Below are 25,981 nucleotides of genomic sequence, written 5' to 3' on the forward strand. Positions count from 1 at the left end.
TTGTGAATAATTGTTACTTTTTTGTTTGTTGAATCTTTTTATGAATACCCTGTCTGACCTCGAATAGGGGATATTCTTATAAATTTCACCTGTTTCGTTATCAATAATGCAGTTTTTTTAAGAATGGAGGAAGTTATTAGAGAAGATAAAACATAAAACTATTTCCTCAGTTACGAATTTTTTAACTACTTTTTGTCACTTGCGTTATTAATGAATAAGAAATTTAAATATAAAAAATCGCTTTTAGCGGCTATTTTAAGCGCAACCTTATTAACCGGTTGTGATGGCGGCGGTTCAGGTTCTTCCTCCGATAACCCGCCTGTAGATTCTGGAACAGGGGCTTTGCCGGAAGTGAAACCCGATCCAACGCCAACCCCGGAGCCTGAACCTACTCCGGACCCGACACCTGATCCAGAGCCAACACCAGAACCGGAGCCAGAACCTGTTCCTACGAAAACAGGTTACCTGACCCTGGGCGGAAGCCAGCGGGTAACTGGTGCTAAATGTAATGGTGAATCCAGCGACGGCTTTACCTTTACGCCAGGCGACAAAGTCACCTGTGTGGCAGGGAACAACACGACAATTGCCACCTTCGACACCCAGTCAGAAGCCGCGCGTAGCCTGCGTGCGGTTGAAAAAGTGTCATTTAGCCTTGAGGACGCGCAAGAACTGGCGGGTTCCGACGACAAGAAAAGCAATGCGCTCTCGCTGGTAACCTCCATGAACAGTTGTCCGGCGGATACAGAGCAGGTTTGCCTGACGTTCTCCTCGGTGATCGAGAGTAAACGCTTTGACTCGCTGTATAAGCAAATCGATCTGGCACCGGAAGAGTTCAAAAAGCTGGTCAATGAAGAGGTGGAAAACAATGCCGCGACCGATAAAGCGCCATCCACTCATACTTCACCGGTCGTGCCAGTCACCACGCCGGGAACAAAACCGGATCTGAACGCCTCCTTCGTGTCGGCTAACGCGGAACAGTTTTATCAGTATCAACCTACGGAAATCATTCTCTCCGAAGGTCGACTGGTAGATAGCATGGGCAATGGTGTGGTTGGCGTCAATTACTACACCAGCTCAGGCCGTGGCGTAACTGGCGAAAACGGCAAATTCAACTTCAGCTGGGGTGAAACCATCTCCTTTGGCATCGACACCTTTGAACTGGGCTCAGTGCGCGGTAACAAGTCGACTATTGCGCTGACGGAACTGGGCGACGAAGTTCGCGGCGCGAATATCGATCAGCTTATTCATCGTTACTCCCAGGCCGGAAAAAATGATGAGCGTGAAGTGCCGGACGTAGTGCGTAAGGTCTTTGCTGAATATCCCAACGTGATCAACGAGATTATCAATCTCTCGTTATCCAATGGTGAGGCGTTGAGCGAAGGCGATCAAACCTTTGAGCGGAAAAACGAATTTCTTGAGCAGCTTAAATCCGGGCAGGCTAAAGAGATTGATACAGCAATTTGTGACTCCCTTGGGGGCTGCAACTCTCAACGTTGGTTCTCGTTGACAGCACGCAATGTTAATGAAGGTCAGATTCAGGGCGTAATCAACAAGCTGTGGGGTGTGGATGAAGATTACAAATCTGTGACGAAATTCCACGTCTTCCATGACTCTACCAACTTCTATGGCAGCACGGGTAATGCGCGCGGTCAGGCAGTGGTGAATATTTCCAACGCGGCGTTCCCGATTCTGATGGCGCGTAATGATAAAAACTACTGGCTGGCCTTCGGCGAAAAACGCGCCTGGGATAAAAATGAGCTGGCGTACATTACTGAAGCGCCTTCCATTGTGCGCCCGGAGAACGTGACACGCGAAACTGCCACCTTCAACCTGCCGTTTATCTCGCTGGGGCAAGTCGGTGAAGGCAAACTGATGGTCATCGGTAACCCGCACTACAACAGCATTCTCCGCTGTCCGAATGGTTACAGCTGGGAAGGCGGTGTTGATAAAAGCGGTCAGTGTATGCGTAACAGTGATTCAAATGACATGAAGCACTTTATGCAGAACGTGTTGCGCTATTTGTCTAACAATAGCTGGACACCAGACGCGAAAACCAGCATGACCGTAGGTACCAACCTGGATACCGTCTATTTCAAACGTCATGGTCAGGTTACAGGAAACAGTGCTGAGTTCGGCTTCCATCCGGATTTTGCGGGTATCTCCGTTGAGCATTTAAGTAGCTATGGCGATCTCGATCCGCAGAAAATGCCGCTGCTGATCCTCAACGGCTTTGAGTATGTGACTCAGGTGGGGGGCGATCCCTATGCAGTGCCTCTGCGTGCAGATACCAGCAAACCGAAGCTGACTCAGCAGGATGTGACCGATTTGATCGCCTATATGAACAAAGGTGGCTCGGTGCTGATCATGGAAAACGTGATGAGCAATCTTAAGGAAGAGAGCGCGTCTGGCTTTGTGCGTCTGCTGGATGCCGCAGGCCTGTCAATGGCACTGAACAAGTCGGTGGTGAATAACGATCCTCAAGGGTATCCGGATCGCGTTCGTCAGCAGCGCGAAAAAGGTATCTGGGTATATGAACGTTATCCAGCCGCAGACGGTGCGCAGCCGCCGTACACCATCGACCCAGATACGGGGAAAGTGACCTGGAAATATCAGGAAGAAAATAAGCCTGATGACAAGCCGAAACTGGAAGTGGCCAGCTGGCTGGAAGATGTTGATGGCAAACAGGTCAAGCGCTATGCCTTTATCGATGAGGCAGAGCATGAAACAAAAGAATCTCTTGAGGCGGCCAAGGCAAAAATCATTAAGGCATTTCCTGGATTAGAGGTGTGTAAGGATCCTGACTACCACTACGAAATCAACTGCCTGGAACATCGTCCTGGCACGGGGGTTCCGGTTACTGGTGGCATGTATGTTCCGCGCTATACGCAACTGAATCTCAGCGCCGACACTGCAAAAGCGATGCTACAGGCAGCGGATTTGGGAACCAACATTCAGCGCCTGTATCAGCATGAGCTTTACTTCCGTACCAATGGTCGCAAAGGTGAGCGTCTGAGCAGCGTCGATCTGGAACGTCTGTACCAGAACATGTCGGTCTGGCTGTGGAACGACATTAAATATAGCTATGACAGCAGCAAGGAAGACGAGCTGGGCTTTAAAACGTTCACCGAGTTCCTGAACTGCTACGCCAACAATGCCTATACTGGCGGCACGCAGTGTTCTGATGAGCTGAAAAAATCGCTGGTCGATAACAACATGATCTACGGCGAGAAGAGCGTTAATAAAGCGGGCATGATGAATCCGAGCTATCCGCTCAACTATATGGAAAAACCGCTGACACGCCTGATGCTGGGCCGTTCCTGGTGGGATCTGAACATTAAGGTTGATGTCGAGAAGTATCCGGGGGCGGTATCGGAAGAGGGGCAGGAGGTTACTGAAACTATCAGCCTGTACTCGAATCCGACCAAATGGTTTGCGGGTAACATGCAGTCTACTGGTCTGTGGGCTCCGGCTCAGAAAGAGGTCACCATTAAGTCCAATGCGAACGTTCCTGTAACTGTCACCGTGGCGCTGGCTGACGACCTGACCGGACGTGAGAAGCATGAAGTTGCTCTGAACCGTCCGCCAAGAGTGACTAAAACCTATGATCTGAAAGCCAATGGTGAGGTGAAGTTTACGGTTCCTTACGGTGGTCTGATTTATATCAAGGGCGACAGCAAGGAGGAGAAATCAGCTGAATTCAACTTTACTGGTGTGGTGAAAGCGCCGTTCTATAAAGACGGTAAATGGATAAACGATCTGAAATCTCCTGCGCCGTTGGGCGAGCTGGAGTCAGACTCTTTCGTCTATACCACGCCGAAGAAGAACCTTGAGGCCAGCAATTACAAGGGCGGTCTGAAACAATTCGCTGAGGAACTGGATACCTTTGCCAGCTCGATGAATGACTTCTACGGTCGTGATGGCGAAAGTGGTAACCACCGGATGTTTACCTATGAAGCATTGCCAGGGCATAAACATCGTTTCGCCAACGATGTGCAGATCTCCATTGGTGATGCGCACTCTGGTTATCCGGTAATGAACAGCAGCTTCTCGACGAACAGCACCACGCTGCCGACGACGCCGCTGAACGACTGGTTGATCTGGCACGAAGTAGGGCACAACGCTGCAGAAACGCCGTTGACTGTACCGGGCGCAACTGAAGTCGCGAACAACGTGCTGGCGCTGTACATGCAGGATCGCTATCTCGGCAAGATGAACCGTGTCGCTGAAGATATTACCGTTGCGCCGGAATATCTGAACGAGAGCAACGGTCAGGCATGGGCGCGCGGCGGTGCGGGTGACCGTCTGCTGATGTACGCACAGCTGAAAGAGTGGGCAGAGAAAAACTTTGATATCAAGAACTGGTATCCAGAGGGGCAACTGCCAGCGTTCTACAGCGATCGTGAAGGGATGAAAGGCTGGAACCTGTTCCAGTTGATGCACCGTAAAGCGCGCGGCGATGAGGTTGGTAAAACCAAGTTTGGCGAAAGAAATTACTGTGCCGAATCCAACGGTAACGCTGCGGACACGCTGATGCTGTGCGCCTCCTGGGTAGCCCAGACGGATCTTTCGGCGTTCTTTAAGAAATGGAATCCGGGCGCGAATGCTTACCAGCTTCCGGGAGCGAGCGAGATGAGCTTCGAAGGCGGTGTGAGCCAGTCGGCTTACAAGACGCTGGCGTCGCTTGGTCTGCCGAAACCGGTAAAAGGGCCGGAAACCATTAATCAGGTTACCGAGCATAAGATGTCAGCCGAGTAAGCCCGTAGGCCGGATAAGGCGCTCGCGCCGCATCCGGCATGAAATAAGGCGCACCGGGTTAACACATTTGCCCGATGCGCCAGCTTATCGGGCCTACAGACGGGAAAGCCGCGATTCTTTGCGCTGGCAGACACCCGTAGGCCGGATAAGGCGCTCGCGCCGCATCCGGCATGAAATAAGGCGCATCGGGTTAACACATATGCCCGATGCGCCAGCTTATCGGGCCTACAGACGGGGAAAGCCGCGATTATTTGCGTTGGCTGACTCCTGTAGGCCGGATAAAGCGTTTTACGCCGCATCCGGCAAGTTACAACAAATAACCTTTAACTATGTATTTTGATGTTTTTCAGCAATACCCCGCGGCGATGCCCATACTGGCTACCGCCGGAGGATTGATTATCGGCAGTTTTTTGAATGTGGTGATTTGGCGTTACCCCATCATGCTGCGCCAACAAATGGCGGAGTTTCACGGTGAAACGCCGAGTACGCAGTCAAAAATAAGCCTTGCGCTACCGCGTTCGCACTGTCCACATTGCCAGCAGACCATCCGCGTTCGTGACAACATCCCGCTGCTCTCCTGGCTGATGCTCAAAGGGCGTTGCCGCAACTGTCAGGCAAAAATCAGCAAGCGTTATCCGCTGGTGGAGTTATTGACGGCACTCGCTTTTTTACTGGCGAGTCTGGTCTGGCCGGAAAGTGGATGGGGGCTGGCGGTGATGATATTATCCGCCTGGCTGATTGCCGCGAGTATCATCGACCTCGATAACCAATGGCTGCCTGATGTTTTTACGCAGGGCGTATTGTGGACAGGGCTGATTGCGGCATGGGCGCAGCAGAGTCCGCTCACGCTACAAGACGCAGTCACCGGCGTTCTGGTGGGGTTTTTTACGTTTTACTCTCTGCGCTGGGTAGCCGGAATAGTTCTGCGTAAAGAAGCATTAGGCATGGGCGATGTATTACTCTTCGCCGCTTTAGGTGGCTGGGTAGGGGCGTTGTCGTTACCCAATGTGGCTTTAATTGCCTCATGCTGCGGCCTGATATATGCCGTTATTACAAAAAGAGGGTCAACCACACTGCCTTTTGGACCGTGTTTAAGTCTGGGCGGTATAGCAACACTTTATCTACAGGCATTGCTTTAATGATAACCACGTCATTATCGAAGTGACATTTTTACTCTTATTAATAACCTTAGAGATTATTAACCATGTCGATAAAAAAGATGCCAGGGAGGGTATTAATATCGCTATTGTTGAGCGTTACAGGATTATTAAGTGGCTGCGCCAGCCATAATGAAAACGCCAGTTTGCTGGCGAAAAAACAGGCGCAAAATATCAGCCAAAACCTGCCAATTAAATCTGCGGGATATACCTTAGTGCTGGCGCAAAGTAGCGGTGCGACGGTAAAAATGACCATTATTAGCGAAGCGGGTTCTCAGACCACGCAGACGCCTGACGCCTTTTTAACCAGCTATCAACGACAAATGTGTGCAGACCCAACGGTGAAATTAATGATCACTGAGGGAATTAATTACAGCATAACGATTAATGATACACGTACAGGTAACCAGTATCAGCGGAAACTGGATCGTACCACCTGTGGAATAGTCAAAGCATAACGTCGGGTATATAAATTGGCGCGGGTTGTTTTTCGTGACGCACGAATTTATCTCATTCAGTGGCTGACTAAAATTCGTCACACTCTTAACCAGAGACAATCTCTTAATACAGACAAAGAGCATCTGCGAAAAATTGTACGCGGGATGTTCTGGCTGATGCTGCTTATTATTTCTGCAAAAATGGCGTACTCATTCTGGCGCTATATCTCCTTTTCTGCGGAATATACGGCGGTTTCCCCATCGGTGAATAAACCGACCCGTGCGGATGCAAAAACGTTCGATAAAAACGACGTGCAATTAATCAGCCAGCAAAACTGGTTTGGCAAATATCAGCCCGTTGCCGCGCCCGTAAAACAACCCGAACCTGCGCCAGTGGCAGAAACGCGTCTTAACGTGGTACTGCGCGGGATCGCCTTTGGCGCCAGACCCGGTGCGGTTATTGAAGAAGGCGGCAAACAGCAGGTCTATTTGCAGGGCGAACGGCTTGGTTCTCACAACGCGGTGATTGAGGAAATCAACCGCGACCATGTGATGCTGCGTTATCAGGGAAAAATAGAGCGTCTGAGTCTGGCAGAAGAGGAACGTTCCACTGTTGCTGTGACCAACAAAAAAGCCGCCAGTGACGAAGCAAAACAAGCTGTTGTTGAGCCTGCTGTCAGTGCGCCAGTTGAGATCCCGACGGCTGTGCGTCAGGCACTGGCGAAAGATCCGCAGAAAATTTTTAACTATATCCAACTTACGCCTGTGCGTAAGGAGGGGATTGTCGGTTATGCAGTGAAGCCGGGGGCAGATCGTTCTCTGTTCGATGCCAGCGGTTTCAAGGAAGGCGATATCGCTATTGCGCTAAATCAGCAGGATTTCACTGATCCACGAGCAATGATTGCTCTGATGCGGCAGTTACCTTCAATGGATTCCATTCAACTTACGGTTTTACGCAAGGGTGCGCGCTACGACATTTCCATCGCGCTGCGCTAACCGCATTTAATCCAGGAGAATCATTCATCGTGTTTTGGCGTGATATTACGTTGTCGGTCTGGCGTAAGAAGACAACTGGCCTCAAAACAAAAAAGCGTTTACTGCCGCTGGTGTTGGCAGCGGCATTATGTAGTTCACCGGTCTGGGCGGAAGAAGCCACTTTTACCGCCAATTTTAAAGATACCGACCTGAAATCGTTCATCGAAACCGTCGGCGCTAATCTCAATAAAACCATCATTATGGGGCCGGGCGTGCAGGGGAAAGTGAGTATTCGCACCATGACCCCGCTCAATGAACGCCAGTATTACCAGCTATTCCTTAACCTGCTGGAAGCGCAGGGGTATGCGGTCGTACCGATGGAAAACGACGTGCTGAAGGTGGTGAAATCCAGCGCCGCAAAAGTTGAGCCGCTGCCGTTGGTTGGTGAAGGCAGCGACAACTACGCGGGCGATGAAATGGTCACTAAAGTGGTGCCGGTACGCAATGTGTCGGTACGCGAGCTGGCGCCGATCCTGCGCCAGATGATCGACAGCGCGGGCTCAGGCAACGTCGTTAATTACGATCCCTCCAACGTGATTATGCTTACCGGACGCGCCTCAGTCGTGGAGCGGTTGACGGAAGTGATCCAGCGCGTGGATCACGCAGGAAATCGCACCGAAGAGGTTATCCCGCTGGATAACGCCTCGGCTTCGGAAATTGCCCGCGTGCTGGAAAGCCTGACCAAAAATAGCGGCGAGAACCAGCCTGCGACGCTGAAATCACAAATTGTTGCTGATGAACGCACTAACAGCGTAATTGTCAGCGGTGACCCCGCCACGCGAGACAAAATGCGCCGCCTGATCCGTCGCCTGGACTCAGAAATGGAACGCAGCGGCAACAGCCAGGTGTTCTATCTCAAATACAGCAAAGCGGAAGATCTGGTCGATGTTCTGAAACAGGTCAGCGGCACGCTCACGGCGGCTAAAGAAGAGGCGGAAGGCACGGTCGGTAGCGGGCGTGAGGTCGTCTCTATCGCCGCCAGCAAACACAGTAATGCCCTGATTGTTACCGCGCCGCAGGACATCATGCAGTCGCTGCAAAGCGTAATTGAACAACTGGATATTCGCCGTGCTCAGGTGCATGTCGAAGCGTTGATCGTGGAAGTTGCCGAAGGCAGCAATATCAACTTCGGCGTGCAGTGGGCGTCGAAAGATGCCGGATTAATGCAGTTTGCCAACGGTACGCAGATCCCAATCGGCACGCTGGGGGCAGCGATTTCTCAGGCGAAGCCGCAGAAAGGCTCCACGGTGATCAGCGAAAACGGCGCTACCACCATTAACCCGGACACCAATGGCGATCTCTCCACGCTCGCCCAGCTACTTTCCGGCTTTAGCGGTACGGCGGTTGGCGTGGTAAAAGGCGACTGGATGGCGCTGGTACAGGCGGTTAAAAACGACTCCAGCTCGAACGTCCTCTCCACACCGAGCATCACCACGCTGGACAACCAGGAAGCCTTCTTCATGGTGGGGCAGGATGTTCCGGTATTAACCGGCTCTACCGTTGGCTCCAATAACAGCAACCCTTTCAACACCGTAGAGAGGAAAAAAGTCGGCATCATGCTGAAAGTCACACCGCAGATTAACGAAGGTAACGCGGTGCAGATGGTGATTGAACAGGAAGTGTCGAAGGTGGAAGGACAGACCAGCCTCGATGTGGTATTTGGTGAGCGCAAACTGAAAACCACCGTGCTGGCTAACGATGGCGAGCTGATTGTGCTTGGCGGTCTGATGGACGACCAGGCGGGAGAAAGCGTGGCGAAAGTGCCGTTGCTGGGCGATATCCCGTTGATTGGTAACCTGTTTAAATCGACGGCGGATAAAAAAGAAAAACGTAACCTGATGGTATTTATCCGCCCGACCATTCTGCGTGACGGTATGGCGGCAGACGGCGTTTCGCAGCGCAAATATAACTATATGCGCGCCGAGCAGATCTACCGCGATGAGCAAGGCTTAAGCCTGATGCCGCACACCGCGCAGCCGGTGCTGCCAGCGCAAAACCAGGCCTTACCGCCGGAAGTCCGCGCGTTTCTTAATGCCGGGAGAACGCGTTAATGGTGCCTGTAGCACAGGAAACCACCGCTAACACCGTGCGTCTGCCTTACAGTTTTAGCCGTCGGTTTAGCCTGGTGGCATGGTGCGAAGCGTCGCTGGAGATCCTCCACGTCCACCCGTTGTCGCTCTCTGTTTTGCAGGAGCTGCAGCGGGGGCTGAACGCGCCGTTTACGCTGCGGCAAATCGATGAGGCCGAGTTTGAACAGCGACTGAATGCGGTCTGGCAGCGGGACTCTTCCGAAGCTCGCCAGTTGATGGAAGATCTCGGTTCTGCCGAGGACTTTTTTACCCTCGCAGAAGAGCTGCCGGAAACGGAAGATTTGCTGGAAAGCGACGACGATGCGCCGATCATCAAACTGATTAACGCCATGCTGGCAGAGGCGATTAAAGAAGGCGCTTCGGATATCCACATCGAGACGTTTGAAAAGAGTCTGGTGATCCGTTTTCGCGTTGACGGCACATTACATGAAATGCTGCGCCCGGGGCGCAAACTGGCTTCGCTGCTGGTATCGCGTATCAAGGTAATGGCGCGGCTGGATATCGCCGAAAAGCGCGTGCCGCAGGATGGCCGTATTGCGCTGCTGCTGGGCGGTCGGGCGATCGACGTCCGTGTCTCCACCATGCCATCCGCCTGGGGCGAGCGCGTGGTGCTGCGACTGCTGGACAAAAACCAGGCCCGTCTGACGCTGGAACGTCTGGGGTTAAGTCACGAACTGACCGCGCAGTTGCGCCAGCTGTTACACAAACCGCACGGCATTTTTCTGGTTACGGGGCCGACAGGTTCCGGCAAAAGCACCACGCTGTACGCCGGATTGCAGGAGCTGAACAACCACTCGCGCAACATTCTCACGGTTGAAGATCCCATCGAATACATGATTGAAGGGATCGGTCAGACGCAGGTCAACACCCGCGTCGGGATGACCTTCGCCCGTGGCTTGCGCGCGATTTTGCGTCAGGACCCGGATGTGGTGATGGTCGGTGAAATCCGCGATACCGAAACCGCAGAAATCGCCGTTCAGGCTTCACTGACCGGGCATCTGGTACTTTCCACGCTGCATACCAACACGGCGGTAGGGGCGATCACGCGCCTGCAGGATATGGGCGTGGAGCCTTTTCTGCTCTCTTCCAGCCTGACGGGCGTGATGGCGCAGCGACTGGTTCGCACGCTGTGTACCGACTGCCGCCAGCCCGCACCTGCCACTGACGAAGAAAAACGCCTGCTGGGGATTACCGATGCGCGTACCGTCACGCTGTACCATCCTCAGGGCTGCCCCGCCTGTAATCACAAAGGTTTTCGCGGGCGTACCGCCATCCATGAGCTGATCGTGGTGGACGCCACGCTGCGTGATTTGATCCACCGTCAGGCCGGGGAGCTGGAGCTGGAACGTTATGTCCGGCAACACTCTGCGGGTATCCGCAGCAACGGCATTGAGAAAGTGCTCGCCGGAGAAACCTCTCTCGATGAAGTGCTGCGGGTAACCATGGAGGCGTAATGGCACTGTTTTACTATCAGGCGCTACAGCGCAATGGTCGCAAAACCAAAGGCATGATTGAGGCTGATTCCGCGCGTCATGCCCGCCAGTTGTTACGCGGTAAAGAGCTCATTCCCGTACACATTGAAGCCCGGCTGAATGCTTCGTCAGGAGGAATGTTGCAGCGTCGGCGGCACGCACATCGTCGCGTGGCGGCGGCAGATCTGGCGCTGTTCACTCGCCAACTGGCAACGCTGGTGCAGGCAGCAATGCCGCTGGAAACCTGCTTACAGGCGGTCAGTGAGCAAAGTGAAAAACTGCATGTAAAAAGTCTCGGAATGGCGCTACGCAGCCGGATTCAGGAAGGTTATACCCTGTCGGACAGCCTGCGCGAACATCCCCGCGTCTTTGATTCCCTGTTTTGTTCGATGGTGGCTGCCGGAGAAAAATCCGGGCATCTCGACGTGGTGCTCAATCGCCTGGCGGATTACACCGAACAGCGCCAGCGCCTGAAATCACGATTGTTGCAGGCCATGCTCTATCCGCTGGTATTGCTGGTGGTGGCAACGGGCGTGGTCACTATTTTGCTGACGGCGGTAGTGCCGAAAATCATCGAACAGTTTGATCATCTTGGACACGCGCTGCCCGCCTCCACCCGCACGCTTATTGCCATGAGCGACGCGTTACAGACCAGCGGCGTTTACTGGCTGGCGGGCCTGCTGGGGCTTCTGGTGCTGGGGCAACGGCTACTCAAAAACCCTGCTATGAGCCTGCGCTGGGATAAAACTTTGCTGCGCCTGCCCGTGACGGGGCGTGTTGCGCGCGGACTGAATACGGCGCGCTTTTCCCGCACGTTAAGCATCCTCACCGCCAGCAGTGTTCCGCTACTGGAAGGCATTCAGACCGCCGCCGCCGTGTCGGCAAATCGCTATGTCGAGCAACAACTGCTGCTGGCGGCAGATCGCGTCCGCGAAGGAAGCAGTCTGCGCGCCGCGCTGGCGGAGCTTCGCCTGTTCCCGCCAATGATGCTGTACATGATCGCCTCCGGCGAACAGAGCGGCGAGCTGGAAACCATGCTTGAACAGGCCGCAGTCAATCAGGAACGGGAGTTTGATACCCAGGTGGGGCTGGCATTAGGGCTGTTTGAACCGGCGCTGGTGGTGATGATGGCGGGCGTGGTGCTGTTTATCGTCATCGCCATCCTCGAACCGATGCTGCAACTGAACAATATGGTTGGAATGTAATTTACGGAGTTATCACATGAATTCGTTATCTCGCACGCAAAAACCACGGGCAGGTTTTACCCTGCTGGAAGTAATGGTGGTGATTGTTATTCTTGGCGTTCTGGCAAGCCTGGTGGTGCCTAACCTGTTGGGCAACAAAGAGAAAGCAGACAGGCAAAAAGCCATTAGCGATATCGTGGCGCTGGAAAACGCGCTGGATATGTACCGACTGGATAATGGCCGTTATCCAACCACCGAGCAGGGGCTGGAGGCGCTGATCCAGCAACCGGCTAATATGGCGGATTCCCGCAACTACCGTACCGGTGGATACATCAAACGACTGCCAAAGGATCCGTGGGGCAATGATTATCAGTATCTCAGCCCCGGTGAAAAAGGACTGTTTGATGTTTACACCTTAGGGGCGGATGGTCAGGAAAACGGAGAAGGCGCTGGCGCAGATATCGGTAACTGGAATTTGCAGGAGTTTCAGTAATCAGTGCCCAGACGCGGATTCACTCTTCTGGAAATCATGCTGGTGATTTTCCTTATCGGCCTTGCCAGTGCTGGCGTGGTGCAGACTTTTGCGAGCCGTTCTGAACCACCCGCGAAAAAAGCGGCACAGGATTTTCTGACTCGCTTTGCGCAGTTTAAGGACAGGGCGGTGATTGAAGGACAAACACTCGGTGTGTTAATCGACCCGCCCGGCTACCAGTTTATGCAGCGTCGTCAGGGGCAGTGGTTGCCTGTTTCTGCGACCCGGTTATCGGCACAGGTTACGGTGCCGAAACAGGTGCAGATGCTGTTACAACCCGGAAGTGATATCTGGCAGAAGGAGTATGCGCTGGAGCTGCAACGTCGCCGCCTGACGCTGCATGATATTGAACTGGAGCTGCAAAAAGAGGCGAAAAAGAAGACGCCGCAGATCCGTTTTTCGCCTTTTGAACCCGCCACGCCGTTTACGCTGCGTTTTTACGCTGCTGCGCAAAACGCATGTTGGGCGGTAAAGCTGGCGCACGATGGCGCGTTATCCCTCAATCAATGTGATGAGAAGTTGCCATGAAGCGCGGATTTACGTTGCTGGAAGTGATGCTTGCGCTGGCGATTTTTGCGCTGGCGGTCACGGCGGTACTACAGATTGCCAGCGGTGCGCTGAGTAATCAGCAGGTGCTTGAGGAGAAAACGGTGGCTGGTTGGGTGGCCGAAAACCAGACCGCATTGCTCTACCTGATGACCCGCGAACAACGGGCGGTCAGGCACCAGGGCGAGAGCGATATGGCCGGAAACCGCTGGTACTGGCGAACCACACCGCTGAATACCGGTAACGCGCTGCTCCAGGCGGTGGATATTGAAGTCAGTCTTCACGAAGACTTTTCGCGGGTGATTCAGTCACGACGCGCCTGGTTTAGCGCCGTGGGAGGCCAACAGTGAAAAGGATCCACGCTGGTTTTACGTTACTGGAAATGCTGGTGGCAATCGCCATTTTTGCCTCACTGGCGCTGATGGCGCAGCAGGTGACAAACGGCGTCACGCGCGTGAATAGCGCCGTCGGCGAACACGATCAAAAACTAAACCTCATGCAGCAAACGATGAGTTTTCTGACCCACGATCTGACACAAATGATGCCGCGCCCGGTAAGAGGCGAGCAGGGGCAGCGAGAACCTGCGTTACTGGCGGGCGTTGGCGTGCTGGCGTCTGAGAGTGAAGGAATGCGCTTTGTACGTGGCGGCGTGGTTAATCCGTTGATGCGCCTGCCGCGCAGTCATCTGCTCACCGTCGGTTACCGTATTCGTGACGGTTATCTTGAACGATTGTCCTGGCCGCTGACCGATGCAGCAGGCAGCGTGCAGCCGACAACGCAAAAATTAATCCCGGCGGATTCGCTTCGTTTGCAGTTCTACGACGGCACGCGCTGGCAGGCGAGCTGGTCGTCAGGGCAGGCAATCCCTGTGGCGGTGCGCATGACTCTGCATTCGCCGCAATGGGGCGAGATTGAACGCATCTGGTTGTTACGCGGGCCGCAATTATCATGATCACCTCACCACCAAAACGCGGAATGGCACTGGTCGTGGTGCTGGTATTGCTGGCGGTCATGATGCTGGTGACCATCACGCTTTCGGGCCGGATGCAGCAGCAACTGGGAAGAACGCGCAGCCAGCAGGAGTACCAGCAGGCGCTGTGGTATAGCGCCAGTGCAGAAAGCCTGGCGCTGAGTGCGCTCAGTCTGAGCCTGAAAAATGAAAAACGTGTGCATCTGGCACAGCCGTGGGCTTCTGGCCCTCGTTTTTTCCCTCTGCCCCAGGGGCAAATTGCCGTTACCCTGCGCGACGCACAGGCCTGCTTCAACCTGAATGCCCTTGCTCAACCGACAACGGCGTCGCGTCCGCTCGCGGTACAACAACTGATAGCCCTGATCTCGCGCCTCGACGTACCTGCTTATCGGGCCGAACTGATAGCCGAAAGCCTGTGGGAGTTTATTGACGAGGACCGCAGCGTGCAGACGCGTCTGGGGCGTGAAGACAGCGAGTATCTCGCCCGCTCGGTGCCGTTCTACGCCGCTAATCAACCGCTGGCTGATATCAGCGAGATGCGCGTGGTACAGGGAATGGACGCCGGGCTTTATCAAAAACTCAAACCGCTGGTTTGTGCGCTGCCGATGACCCGCCAACAAATCAACATCAACACCTTAGACGTCACGCAAAGCGTGATTCTTGAGGCACTGTTTGACCCATGGTTAAGCCCTGTTCAGGCGCGGGCATTATTACAACAACGTCCGGCGAAGGGCTGGGAAGATGTCGATCAGTTTCTCGCGCAGCCGCTACTTGCTGACGTCGATGAGCGTACTAAAAAACAGCTAAAAACCGTCCTGAGCGTGGACAGCAATTACTTCTGGCTGCGTTCAGATATCACCGTGAATGAGATTGAACTGACGATGAACTCGTTAATTGTCCGTATGGGACCACAACACTTTTCGGTTCTCTGGCATCAGACAGGAGAAAGTGAGTGAGTTCCATGCTTGAGATTTTTATCCCGCTTTGCGCCTCCGATCCCATCCGTTGGCAGCACCGTACCACCGACGTGGAGCGCGGCATCTGGTCTGACGTTGACAACGAACAGCTCCAGCAATGGCTGCAAACTGATGCGATTCGAGTCTACATTCCCGGCGAATGGATCAGCGTCTGGCAGGTTGAACTGCCTGATGTCCCTCGCAAGCAGATATCCACTATTCTGCCCGCCTTACTGGAAGAAGAGCTGAACCAGGATATCGACGAACTGCATTTTGCGCCGTTGAAAATCGACCAGAAACTGGCAACCGTGGCAGTGATTCACCAGCAGCATATGCGCAACATTGCGCAATGGTTGCAGGAAAACGGCATTACCCGCGCTACCGTTGCGCCGGACTGGATGTCCATTCCTTGTGGCTATATGGCTGGCGATGCGCAACGGGTTATCTGCCGCATTGATGAATGCCGGGGATGGAGCGCCGGGCGGGGGCTGGCTCCGGTGATGTTCCACGCCCAGCTCAATGAGCAGGATTTACCGCTTTCGCTAACCGTGGTCGGGATCGCACCGGAAGAGCTATCTGCATGGGCTGGCGCAGATGCTGAACACCTGACAGTTACGACTCTGCCCGCCATTACCGCTTATGGCGAACCGGAAGGGAACCTGCTAACTGGACCGTGGCAGCCTCGTGTCAGCTACCGAAAACAGTGGGCGCGCTGGCGGGTGATGATTCTGCCGGTATTGATTATCCTGGCGGCGTTAGTCGTGGAAAGGGGCGTGACGTTATGGAGCGTCAGCGAACAGGTGGCGCAAAGCCGCGCCCAGGCTGAGAAACAGTTCTTAACGCTGTTCCCGGAGCAAAAACGGATTGTGAATTTGCGCTCCCAGGTGACGATGGCACTGAAAAAATATCGCCCACAGGCCGACGATACCTGGCTGCTCGCAGAATTGTCAGCGATCGCCAGCACCCTGAAAACGGCGTCACTTTCCGACATCGAGATGCGTGGTTTCACCTTTGATCAAAAACGCCAGACTCTTCACCTCCAGTTGCGGGCCGCGAACTTTGCCAGCTTCGACAAACTGCGTAGCGCACTGGCGGCTGATTATGTTGTGCAACAGGACGCGTTACAGAAAGAGGGTGATGCGGTTTCCGGCGGCGTAACGTTGCGGAGGAAATAACATGTTACGCGATAAATTTATTCACTATTTTCAGCAATGGCGTGAGCGCCAGTTAAGCCGTGGCGAACACTGGCTGGCACAACACCTGGCGGGGCGTTCGCCGCGTGAAAAGGGCATGTTACTGGCAGCGGCGGTGTTTCTGTTTAGCGCCGGATATTACGTCCTCATCTGGCAGCCTTTGAGCGAACGGATTGAGCAACAGGAGATGATGTTGCAACAGCTGGTGGCGATGAACTCGCGACTGAAGAGCGCCGCGCCGGACATTATTGCGGCGCGAAAATCCACCACAACCACGCCTGCACAGGTATCGCGGGTCATCAGTGACAGTGCTTCTGCGCATTCTGTGGTCATCAAGCGGATAGCCGAGCGCGGGGAGAATATCCAGGTCTGGATAGAACCAGTGGTGTTTAATGACCTGCTGAACTGGCTCAATACGCTGAATGAAAAGTTTGCGCTGCGGGTGACACAAATTGATGTCAGTGCGGGTGAGAAGCCAGGGATGGTGAATGTGCAGCGACTGGAGATGATAAGAGGATAAGTGTTCCAGTAAATTCCTTACCTGTGAAATTCAGTCCGAAAGGTGAGTGTATAATCTTCTTATCCACTCACCGAGTTAAATATTTTTGCAATAAGAAATATCCCATTTCCGCCATCACTGAATGTTCTGCAAAACGGCAGATACGAGTTCTCTCCTGAAACAGCCTGGCGTCCTGTAAATATGCTTACGTGTGGCAATACATCATGATTATTAATAGATGCAATAAATCATTAGGTGGCAATTGATAGGTCAAAACATATAGGATAATTCTTGTGTGATCTGTATTTTGTGTAGCCTGGAAATTACTAAAATTCCTGGATACAATCAGAAGGGAAATTTTAAATAAGTATAATAATTTCCACAGAAACTATCCGTCGATTTGAAACAATGTCTGCTCAGGTATATCTACTGAGGGATGGTGCTGGCTATAATGCTGGTTAAAATGAACACACTAAATAATCAAGACATGTATTTTAATCGACAACAATAATTGCTGTCGGGATTATTTACGCGATTTAAATAACATCGTTTAAATGTGATTGAAATCACAAATATGACCGCGAAGAGGGGGCTGTAGATATAAATAAGAAGTACATGAGTGAATTTTAAATAGGGAAATAGTTTCTCGGTAAACAATTTATTGGTAATAAATCGCGTGCGTTCTGGTGTAAGGCAGATTGCAGATGTTGCTACACATAAAGTTCATAGGGGAGCATTATAATCAAGTAGTTAATAGTAATAATGAAAAATAATTTCTCAGGGAATTAGTGGCTCATGTGTTCCGGAGTAATCCAGAATGCATGGTGTTTTACGTCTTTTTAAACCATGTTGGTTAAGCAAAAAGAGTTACGCATAATTTTCTGAGAAATTAACTCTACATTCTAAAACGGCCAGTTTTCTGAAATTACCAGAAGACCGAATACATTTATGCCTGAAGAATGGAATAGAAGAAACGAGGCGGAAATAGCTTAATTTATCCCTGCGGAAATAATTTCTGCTGAAATTGTTCGCGACTATTAAAAAGTTAAACCGTCTGAACGAATTTTATCCAATTACAAACAAGTATTACCTCCAGTGTATTGGTAGCTGTTAAGCCAAGGGCGGTAGCGTACCTGAAGAGATTAGGATCACATCATCAAATGGCAAGAAGTGGATTTGAAGTCCAGAAAGTCACCGTAGAGGCATTATTTCTACGAGAAATACGAACACGCTTTGGTAAGTTTCGTCTGGGATATCTGTGGGCGATTCTCGAACCCTCCGCGCATTTGCTGATACTGTTGGGCATTTTTGGTTACATTATGCACCGCACGATGCCAGATATCTCGTTCCCGGTGTTTTTACTTAATGGTCTGATTCCCTTTTTTATCTTTAGCAGTATCAGCAATCGTTCTGTAGGTGCTATTGAAGCGAACCAGGGGCTGTTTAATTATCGACCAGTAAAACCCATCGATACGATCATTGCACGTGCACTGCTTGAGACACTGATTTACGTTGCTGTTTATATATTGCTCATGCTTATCGTCTGGATGGCAGGTGAATATTTCGAGATAACAAATTTTTTACAACTTGTCGGCACCTGGAGTCTGCTGATCATATTTTCATGCAGCATTGGCTTAATATTCATGGTCGTTGGTAAAACCTTCCCCGAAATGCAAAAGGTTCTGCCGATACTTCTTAAGCCTCTTTATTTCATCTCCTGCATTATGTTCCCTCTGCACTCAATTCCTAAGCAATACTGGTCATATCTGCTCTGGAACCCATTAGTGCATGTCGTGGAGTTAAGCCGCGAGGCAGTTATGCCTGGCTATATCAGCGAAGGCGTGAGTCTGAACTACCTGGCAATGTTCACATTGATAACTCTGTTCATTGGTCTGGCATTATACCGAACTCGTGAGGAGGCAATGCTGACATCATGATTAAGATTGAGAATTTGACGAAGTCATATCGCACGCCAACGGGGCGACACTATGTGTTTAAGGATTTAAACATCGAAATCCCTTCGGGAAAAAGCGTTGCCTTTATTGGTCGTAATGGTGCTGGTAAATCAACGTTACTGAGAATGATTGGCGGCATTGACCGCCCCGATAGTGGAAAGATCATCACCAATAAAACGATATCATGGCCAGTCGGCCTCGCAGGTGGATTTCAGGGAAGTTTAACCGGACGCGAAAACGTAAAATTTGTTGCGCGTTTATATGCGAAGCAAGAAGAATTGAAAGAGAAAATAGAGTTTGTTGAAGAATTTGCCGAACTCGGCAAGTATTTTGATATGCCGATTAAAACTTACTCATCTGGTATGCGATCGCGTTTAGGCTTTGGTTTAAGCATGGCATTTAAGTTTGATTATTATATCGTCGATGAAGTAACAGCGGTCGGTGATGCCAGGTTTAAAGAGAAGTGCGCTCAATTGTTTAAAGAAAGGCATAAAGAGTCTAGCTTTTTGATGGTTTCACATAGCTTGAATTTATTGAAAGAGTTTTGTGATGTGGCGATTGTTTTTAAAGACGATAATAGGGTTAGTTTTCATGAGGATGTTCAGGAGGGGATGGAGGAGTATAGAAAAGAAAGAAATAAACACTGATATTTTATTTTGAGGTGATAATGAATATATTGGTAACAGGTGGGGCAGGATATATTGGCTCACATACGACTTTATGTCTATTAAATAAAGGGCATAATGTTGTAATAATTGATGATTTTAGTAATTCATCCAAAGAGTCCATTGTAAGAGTTGAAGCTATCACTAAAAAAAAAGTTATATTGTATGGGTTAAATATAAATGATGAAGACAGAGTTTCTGAAATAATAAAAAAACATAAGATTGAATGTATAATGCATTTCGCCGGAGCGAAATCTGTTGCTGAATCATTAAAAAAACCAGATTTTTATTATGCTAATAATGTATCTGGGACATTACATCTAATTAATCTTGCCATCAATAATAACGTTGCTAACTTTATTTTTAGTTCTTCTGCAACAGTTTACGGTAATGTTAATATAATACCTATTACTGAAAATTGCGCTATAGGTGGTACTTTAAATCCTTACGGTACATCGAAATATATATCAGAGTTAATGATTATGGATATTGCAAAAACATATCGCAATATAAATTTCATTTGCCTGAGGTATTTTAATCCAATAGGTGCTCATGAATCAGGAATGATTGGAGAAAGCCCATCTGATATACCGAGTAATTTAGTTCCTTATATAACACAAGTTGCAATTGGTAAGCTAGAAAAGCTTATGGTTTTTGGGGGAGACTATCCTACAAAAGATGGTACAGGTGTGCGAGATTATATACATGTAATGGATTTAGCAGAGGGACATGAAGCCGCTCTATCATATATTACTAAAAACCATCAAACTAATTATCATGCATTCAATTTAGGGACGGGTAAAGGGTATTCTGTTTTAGAACTAATCTCTTGCTTTGAAAAGGTATCAGGCATAACTATTCCTTATGAAATCGCGGAAAGGAGAGAGGGGGATATTGCCGAGTCTTGGTCATCTCCGTTGAAAGCCAATAAATATTTAAAATGGCAAGCTAAACGAAGTTTAGATCAAATGTTAGCTGATGCATGGCAATGGCAATTGAAAAACCCCAATGGTTATAATGATAGATAATATTCATTATTAAAATTGCATAATGTATTAAGCAGAGGAAGTTGATGAACAAAATAATTATAGTTGGGCACCCTAATTCAAATTTTGATATTGTCGAGAAAAAATTCCTTCAATATGGGATGGAGATTCCTAGTGCATCAAAACGAGAACGCTTAACTCCGCAAGATATAACCAACATTATTTGTAAAGCATATAATGTTCCCAAGATCAGTGAAGTTACCAATATATCTGGATTCTCTCCTTTAAATGTCTCCGGTGTCTGGCATGGTATGGCACTAGACTTATTTCTTAATAATTTAGAGCGACAATTTTGGGGATGGTCAGATCCGTATGCTATTTATACTTTAGACTACTGGGCATCACTTGATGAAAACCTAACTTTCATTCTGGTTTATGATCATCCAAGGTCTGTCCTGGAGCAAGCAGCTAATAGCCGAGAGTCATTTGTTAATAACACGGTAGAGCATTTAATTGATAACTGGATAGCTTATAATACGGCATTGCTTGATTTTTACTCTAATAACCGGAAGCGCTGCCTGTTAATCAGCTCGGGGCAAATTAAAAAAAACACAAAAAATCTTGTAGAGAAATTACAGTCAGTACTAAAGATACCGCTAAATATATGCTCTTTTCAAGAATGTATAAATACAAGCATTTATTCTTGTAGCGAACAATCATCCGCATCACCTTTATTAATAGATGAAGAGGCAAAACAAGAAGTTATGGCCCTTTCTGGTATTGATATTAAAATAGGTGATAAATGCTTCAATGACAATGTTGCTGAAGATTATTTATTAAAAATCGTACTCACTCAATATCCTGAGAGTCAATGCCTCTACAGTAAACTTCAATCAGAAGCAAATATCCCTGCACTTTCAGGTAATGATAAAAAATTTAATCCTAATATTATTTGGGCTAGTTTAGTTCAACAAAGATTGGTTACAATAGAAATCATTTCAAAACTACATCAACTTTATAAAAATTCTCTTATTGACTATAAAGCTAACCTTACTCAACAAGCAGAGGAGCATTATCTACTTTCATCACAATTAAATCAGATGAAAGAAAAGCTTGAATATTATAATGTACGAAAAAAAGAATTATATGCAAAAAACAGGAAGTTAAAAAAGAAACTAAAAAAACAAGTTTCTTTTATTAGCAAAAAAGAAAAAGAGTTACTATTTATTGAACGTGAACTCCATAATTTGAAAGAAGAAGTTGAACATAATCAAAAGATTAAAGAGAAAGATGATTTTGATGTTAAAGAATTAAAAAAACATATAGATGTTCTTAATAATCAATTGGTGAAAGAAAAATCTAATCAAGATCAACAAAAACAAAATTTAGATAGAATTACTAAAGAAAAAGACTTGATGCTAACTCAGTTACATCTAGTTCAGGAAAAACTAGAACAATATTATTTGGAAAATCAAAAACTGAAACAACATCAATTACCAGAACTATATGGGGCAGCAAAGCGAATTAAAGAAGGGCTGGAATATCGTCTCGGCGCTATCATGATTCAACATTCTAAATCTTTATTTGGTGTAATTAGTATGCCAAAAGCCATAGTAAAAGAGCGAAAAATATGGCATAAGCAGTATACTGCTGAAAAACAAAGTAATCTTCCAGCACTGTGTATGTACCGTGATGCCCATGAAGCGGATAGAGTTAAGCAGCATTTATCTTATATGTTGGGGAAAATACTAGTACAGAAAAAAGGATCATTTTTTGGATTCATTACTCTTCCATTTTCTATATACAGAACTGTTCGTCAATTTAAGAAAATCAAAAAGGATAAGGTTATAAAGTAAAATGTAGAAATTATTATGCATAATGATTTTTATGATGCTAATTTAGTAACGCATAATATTATAGATATAGCTATTAATCAGTTAAAATGATTGCTTAAGTTCACGGCAATAGAAAGTATCAATTAAATTAATGATAAGATATAAAAGGAAGGATGTTGTTTTGTTCATAATATTAATTATAGCAAAATATTGTAAGTGCAAAAGATAATCTTAAATTTACGTTGCTGAGTATGACAGTTTTTTAATGTATGCCATTGCAAATGGTACTATTTGATCTACTCATATGTTTCAACTCTTTTAAAATAATATACATTTTATGAATTTACCAATCATATCGGAAAACATAACAATAACTTAATAACTAAAAAAATTGCAATAGATATGCTGAAATTAAGGTGGTTATAAAAATATGAGTATTTTAAACGAAGCAATTAAATTGTATAAGAATGGTGAATATCATAAATCATTGCTATTATTTGAAAAAGCAAGCGAAATATATGATGCTAGTTGGGTTAAGGTAAATATAATTTTATGTAAAAAAGCATTGCAAGATTTGGGTGATGTTCACACTATCTCAGCACAAAAAAATATAGAGTGGGACCCTGCAACACAGATCATGTATTCAAATTCTAATATTAAAAAATTGAGTGAAAAGGAGATTAGTGAATTAATAAAAAAATATAATAAAGCAACTTTAAGAAAGTCAGAAACAGCAGAAACGAAAACTATAAATCCTATTCCTTCTGATTGGCCAAAAGATTTAAATTTATCCAAATTGCCAGAGAGTACTAATGATTTTAAATGGCTTGCCAATAAAAAATTAGTGAAAGATGGGAGGCGTAAGAATAAAAACATTGATGGTCTCAGTATCGTCGTACCAACCTTCAATCGTTCAAAAATATTGGAAATAACGTTAGCATGTCTTTGTAACCAAAAAACAAAATTTAATTATGAAGTAATTGTTGCCGACGATGGAAGTAAAGAAAATATAGAACAAGTGATTAGAAAGTTTGAGCAGCTAATTGATATTAAGTATGTACGCCAGAAGGATAATGGCTATCAATTATGTGCAGTAAGAAATTTAGGACTTAGAACCGCACGATACAACTTCGTTGCTATACTTGATTGCGATATGGCTCCAAATCCTCTTTGGGTACAATCTTATATGGAGTTACTTGAATTAGATGATGATGTGGCTCTGATCGGTCCAAGAAAATACATTGACACTACCGAATATAATTATTTAGAGTTCCTTGAAGACGAAAGCTTGCTTGAGAAACTACCCGAAATTATTACAAATAACCAAGTTGCGGGAAAAATTGAACGAAGCAAATCAGTTGATTGGCGGTTAGAACATTTTGAGAAAACAGATAACTTAAGGCTCTGTAATACTCCATTTCGATATTTCAGCGGTGGTAATGTGGCATTTGCAAAAAAATGGCTTGAGCGTGCAAGTTGGTTTGATGAGGAATTCACACACTGGGGAGGGGAGGATAACGAGTTTGGATACCGTCTGTACAGGGAAGGATGTTATTTTCGTTCTGTAGATGGTGCAATGGCATATCATCAGGAACCGCCAGGTAAAGAAAATGAAACAGACCGAGAAACTGGAAAATCTATCACTATTCAATTAATACAAGAAAAAGTTCCATATTATTATAGAAAAATAGACAAAATTGAAAATTCAACACTCAAGAAGGTTCCTTTAGTATCAATTTATATTCCAGCCTATAACTGTGCAGACCATATTGTACGTTGTGTCGATAGTGCATTGAATCAAACAATCACTGACCTGGAAGTATGCATTTGTAATGACGGTTCTACGGATAACACGTTAAAAATTCTAGAAGAATATTATGGAAATCACCCGCGAGTACGTTTTATTACACAAAAAAATAAAGGTATTGGAGCTGCTTCCAATGCAGCGGTAAAATTGTGTCGTGGTTTTTATATTGGTCAACTTGACTCCGATGATTACCTGGAACCTGATGCTGTGGAACTTTGTTTAAATGAGTTTAAAAGAGATCTATCCTTGGCATGTGTTTACACAACGAACAGAAATGTTGATAGTCAAGGAAAGTTGATTGAAAATGGTTATAACTGGCCAGAATTCTCGCGAGAGAAACTTACCACGGCAATGATTTGTCATCATTTTAGAATGTTTACGGCCAGGGCATGGAATTTAACGGATGGATTTAATGAACAGATTAGCAATGCTGTTGATTATGATATTTATCTAAAACTTAGCGAGGTAGGTCCATTCAAACATATAAATAAAATATGCTATAACAGGGTATTGCATGGAGATAATACATCTATAAAAAAAATAGGCGTGCAGAAAAATAATCACTTTAAAGTGATAAATGAATCTTTGGCTCGTCAAGGTATAAAATCATATTGTTTTAAGCCTGTAAATAGTGATGATTCAAGCAGGAAATATTCAATTGTGAAAGTTAGCATGGCGGATAAGTTTGAATGAAAAATATAGGCGTTATAGGCTGCTTACCTGAACTTCCTGTCGATTTTCCACTTTTAATTCCAGAAAATTCTGGGAACATGATTCACGCTGAAGCACCATTAAGGATGTTTTCAAGGGCAGTACATTACAAAGATAGTAGTTTTATTTTATCAGGAGAAACAAATTTTAAAGATTTTGTAAATAAAACATGTTCTCATTTGATTATTACCCTTGCTAACTCTCTTTCATTAGAAGAACCAAGTCCAGATAAATATAAAAGGCTTCTTGACTCTCTTAAGCAGTATGATGTGCCTATTATTGTTTTTGGACTTGGTATTCAATCAAGTGTTCGAGATATAAATAAAGCAGAGCTTTGTAAGGAGGCTATTGAGTTACTGGATTTTTTGTCTTTCAAATCAATGTATCTGGGCGTAAGAGGTGAGTTTACAAAGCAAGTAATAGAAAAGTGCACCAATATAAAAAATGTGTTTGTTACTGGTTGTCCATCTTTATTTTCTGATCCAATAGCATTACGTGCTCTTTATGAAAAATATTCTAAAAGAGATTTTAATGTGGCATCTATAAATGTGACAAATTTGTCACGAGCATCAGAGAGACAACTTTTTGAAAGAGCAGTGCTAAGCAATGCATTTTTTATTGAGCCAGTAAATAAACGTACTCATCAATATTATATTGATCTCATTAAAGAGAAAGAAGACCTTGAGATACCATACTACTTTAAATCAATGATTAATAATGATGAATTTTTACTTAATAAAGAACAATTAAATATGTATATAAAAACAAGATATAGGTTATTTAGAAATACGAAAGCGTGGTATGAATTCAATCGAGAATGTGTAGATTATACATTCGGAACTAGATTTCACGTGAATATGGCCTCTGTTCTTAGTGGTGTTCCTGCATTATGGTTAACTCACGATGCTAGAACGCAAGAATTGACTGAGTTTTTTAATCTGCCCAGCATTGACTTAGAGGATATTTATTCCATGTCATTAAGTCAAATTAAGTCATATATGAATTATGACAGATTTTTTAAGAATATAAACAAATTATTTGATAATTTTAACGAATATCTTGAAGTCAATGGGTTGCCCAAAATTAAAACATTTGAAGAAGTTTAATGTAAGCCATAAAATTTTATGATCTTTACCTTGGTAAAATTGACTTAATTTATTCTATTATTTGCCCTTATCATAAATTTTCGCTTGGTA

At 46.8% G+C, this 25,981-nt stretch carries 20 protein-coding genes; all 20 read left to right on the forward strand.

Going from position 1 to position 25,981, the window contains the following annotated elements:
* The first annotated feature begins 210 nt into the window (after positions 1-210).
* The 20 genes from sslE to A9180_RS16545 all read left to right on the forward strand — a co-directional run bounded on the left by sslE (position 211) and on the right by A9180_RS16545 (position 25,891).
* Positions 211-4,755, forward strand: coding sequence for a lipoprotein metalloprotease SslE (gene sslE / locus A9180_RS16450; RefSeq protein WP_064529681.1), 4,545 nt, complete (start codon positions 211-213; stop codon positions 4,753-4,755).
* Between the two features lie 329 nt (positions 4,756-5,084).
* A complete protein-coding gene (pppA, locus tag A9180_RS16455; RefSeq protein WP_064529682.1) occupies positions 5,085-5,894 on the forward strand; it encodes a prepilin peptidase PppA in 810 nt (269 codons plus the stop codon).
* A gap of 65 nt (positions 5,895-5,959) precedes the next feature.
* Positions 5,960-6,370 (forward strand): type II secretion system pilot lipoprotein GspS-beta, encoded by a 411-nt coding sequence (gene gspS2 / locus A9180_RS16460; protein ID WP_064529683.1) that lies wholly within the window; start codon positions 5,960-5,962, stop codon positions 6,368-6,370.
* Positions 6,371-6,385: 15 nt separating this feature from the next.
* A complete protein-coding gene (gene gspC, locus A9180_RS16465) occupies positions 6,386-7,345 on the forward strand; it encodes a type II secretion system protein GspC (RefSeq protein WP_064529684.1) in 960 nt (319 codons plus the stop codon).
* Between the two features lie 29 nt (positions 7,346-7,374).
* Positions 7,375-9,435: a type II secretion system secretin GspD gene (gene gspD, locus A9180_RS16470; RefSeq protein WP_000498829.1), complete on the forward strand. Its 2,061-nt coding sequence runs from the start codon at positions 7,375-7,377 to the stop codon at positions 9,433-9,435.
* On the forward strand, positions 9,435-10,928 hold the full coding sequence (gspE, locus tag A9180_RS16475; protein ID WP_064529685.1) for a type II secretion system ATPase GspE: 1,494 nt from the start codon (positions 9,435-9,437) through the stop codon (positions 10,926-10,928). The genes gspD and gspE overlap by 1 nt, the downstream gene beginning before the upstream one ends.
* Positions 10,928-12,151: a type II secretion system inner membrane protein GspF gene (gene gspF, locus A9180_RS16480; RefSeq protein WP_064529686.1), complete on the forward strand. Its 1,224-nt coding sequence runs from the start codon at positions 10,928-10,930 to the stop codon at positions 12,149-12,151. Before gspE ends, gspF begins: the two co-directional genes overlap by 1 nt.
* Positions 12,152-12,167: 16 nt before the next feature.
* Positions 12,168-12,623: a type II secretion system major pseudopilin GspG gene (gspG, locus tag A9180_RS16485; protein ID WP_001087296.1), complete on the forward strand. Its 456-nt coding sequence runs from the start codon at positions 12,168-12,170 to the stop codon at positions 12,621-12,623.
* Positions 12,624-12,626: 3 nt separating this feature from the next.
* Entirely contained in the window at positions 12,627-13,190 is a 564-nt protein-coding gene (gene gspH / locus A9180_RS16490) for a type II secretion system minor pseudopilin GspH (protein ID WP_064529687.1), read from the forward strand.
* Positions 13,187-13,558, forward strand: coding sequence for a type II secretion system minor pseudopilin GspI (gspI, locus tag A9180_RS16495; protein ID WP_064529688.1), 372 nt, complete (start codon positions 13,187-13,189; stop codon positions 13,556-13,558). Before gspH ends, gspI begins: the two co-directional genes overlap by 4 nt.
* Entirely contained in the window at positions 13,555-14,160 is a 606-nt protein-coding gene (gspJ, locus tag A9180_RS16500; protein ID WP_064529689.1) for a type II secretion system minor pseudopilin GspJ, read from the forward strand. The genes gspI and gspJ overlap by 4 nt, the downstream gene beginning before the upstream one ends.
* Positions 14,157-15,134, forward strand: a complete 978-nt coding sequence (gene gspK, locus A9180_RS16505; protein ID WP_000633209.1) for a type II secretion system minor pseudopilin GspK — start codon at positions 14,157-14,159, stop codon at positions 15,132-15,134. Before gspJ ends, gspK begins: the two co-directional genes overlap by 4 nt.
* The gene (gspL, locus tag A9180_RS16510; RefSeq protein ID WP_064529690.1) at positions 15,131-16,309 is read left to right on the forward strand and encodes a type II secretion system protein GspL; all 1,179 of its coding nucleotides are present in this window, start codon (positions 15,131-15,133) and stop codon (positions 16,307-16,309) included. The genes gspK and gspL overlap by 4 nt, the downstream gene beginning before the upstream one ends.
* Before the next feature lies 1 nt (position 16,310).
* Complete coding sequence (gene yghD, locus A9180_RS16515) at positions 16,311-16,847, forward strand: GspM family type II secretion system protein YghD (protein WP_064529691.1); 537 nt, start codon at positions 16,311-16,313, stop codon at positions 16,845-16,847.
* Between the two features lie 1,139 nt (positions 16,848-17,986).
* Positions 17,987-18,763, forward strand: a complete 777-nt coding sequence (locus tag A9180_RS16520) for an ABC transporter permease (protein WP_064529692.1) — start codon at positions 17,987-17,989, stop codon at positions 18,761-18,763.
* Positions 18,760-19,428: an ABC transporter ATP-binding protein gene (locus tag A9180_RS16525; RefSeq protein WP_064529693.1), complete on the forward strand. Its 669-nt coding sequence runs from the start codon at positions 18,760-18,762 to the stop codon at positions 19,426-19,428. Before A9180_RS16520 ends, A9180_RS16525 begins: the two co-directional genes overlap by 4 nt.
* Before the next feature lie 20 nt (positions 19,429-19,448).
* On the forward strand, positions 19,449-20,474 hold the full coding sequence (gene galE / locus A9180_RS16530; RefSeq protein ID WP_064529694.1) for a UDP-glucose 4-epimerase GalE: 1,026 nt from the start codon (positions 19,449-19,451) through the stop codon (positions 20,472-20,474).
* 44 nt (positions 20,475-20,518) lie between these two features.
* Positions 20,519-22,288, forward strand: a complete 1,770-nt coding sequence (locus tag A9180_RS16535; RefSeq protein WP_064529695.1) for a hypothetical protein — start codon at positions 20,519-20,521, stop codon at positions 22,286-22,288.
* A gap of 409 nt (positions 22,289-22,697) precedes the next feature.
* A complete protein-coding gene (locus tag A9180_RS16540; protein ID WP_064529696.1) occupies positions 22,698-24,767 on the forward strand; it encodes a glycosyltransferase family 2 protein in 2,070 nt (689 codons plus the stop codon).
* Positions 24,764-25,891, forward strand: a complete 1,128-nt coding sequence (locus A9180_RS16545) for a polysaccharide pyruvyl transferase family protein (protein WP_064529697.1) — start codon at positions 24,764-24,766, stop codon at positions 25,889-25,891. Before A9180_RS16540 ends, A9180_RS16545 begins: the two co-directional genes overlap by 4 nt.
* Positions 25,892-25,981 lie beyond the last annotated feature (90 nt).

The organism is Escherichia sp. B1147 (assembly GCF_001660175.1).
Lineage (GTDB): Bacteria > Pseudomonadota > Gammaproteobacteria > Enterobacterales > Enterobacteriaceae > Escherichia > Escherichia whittamii.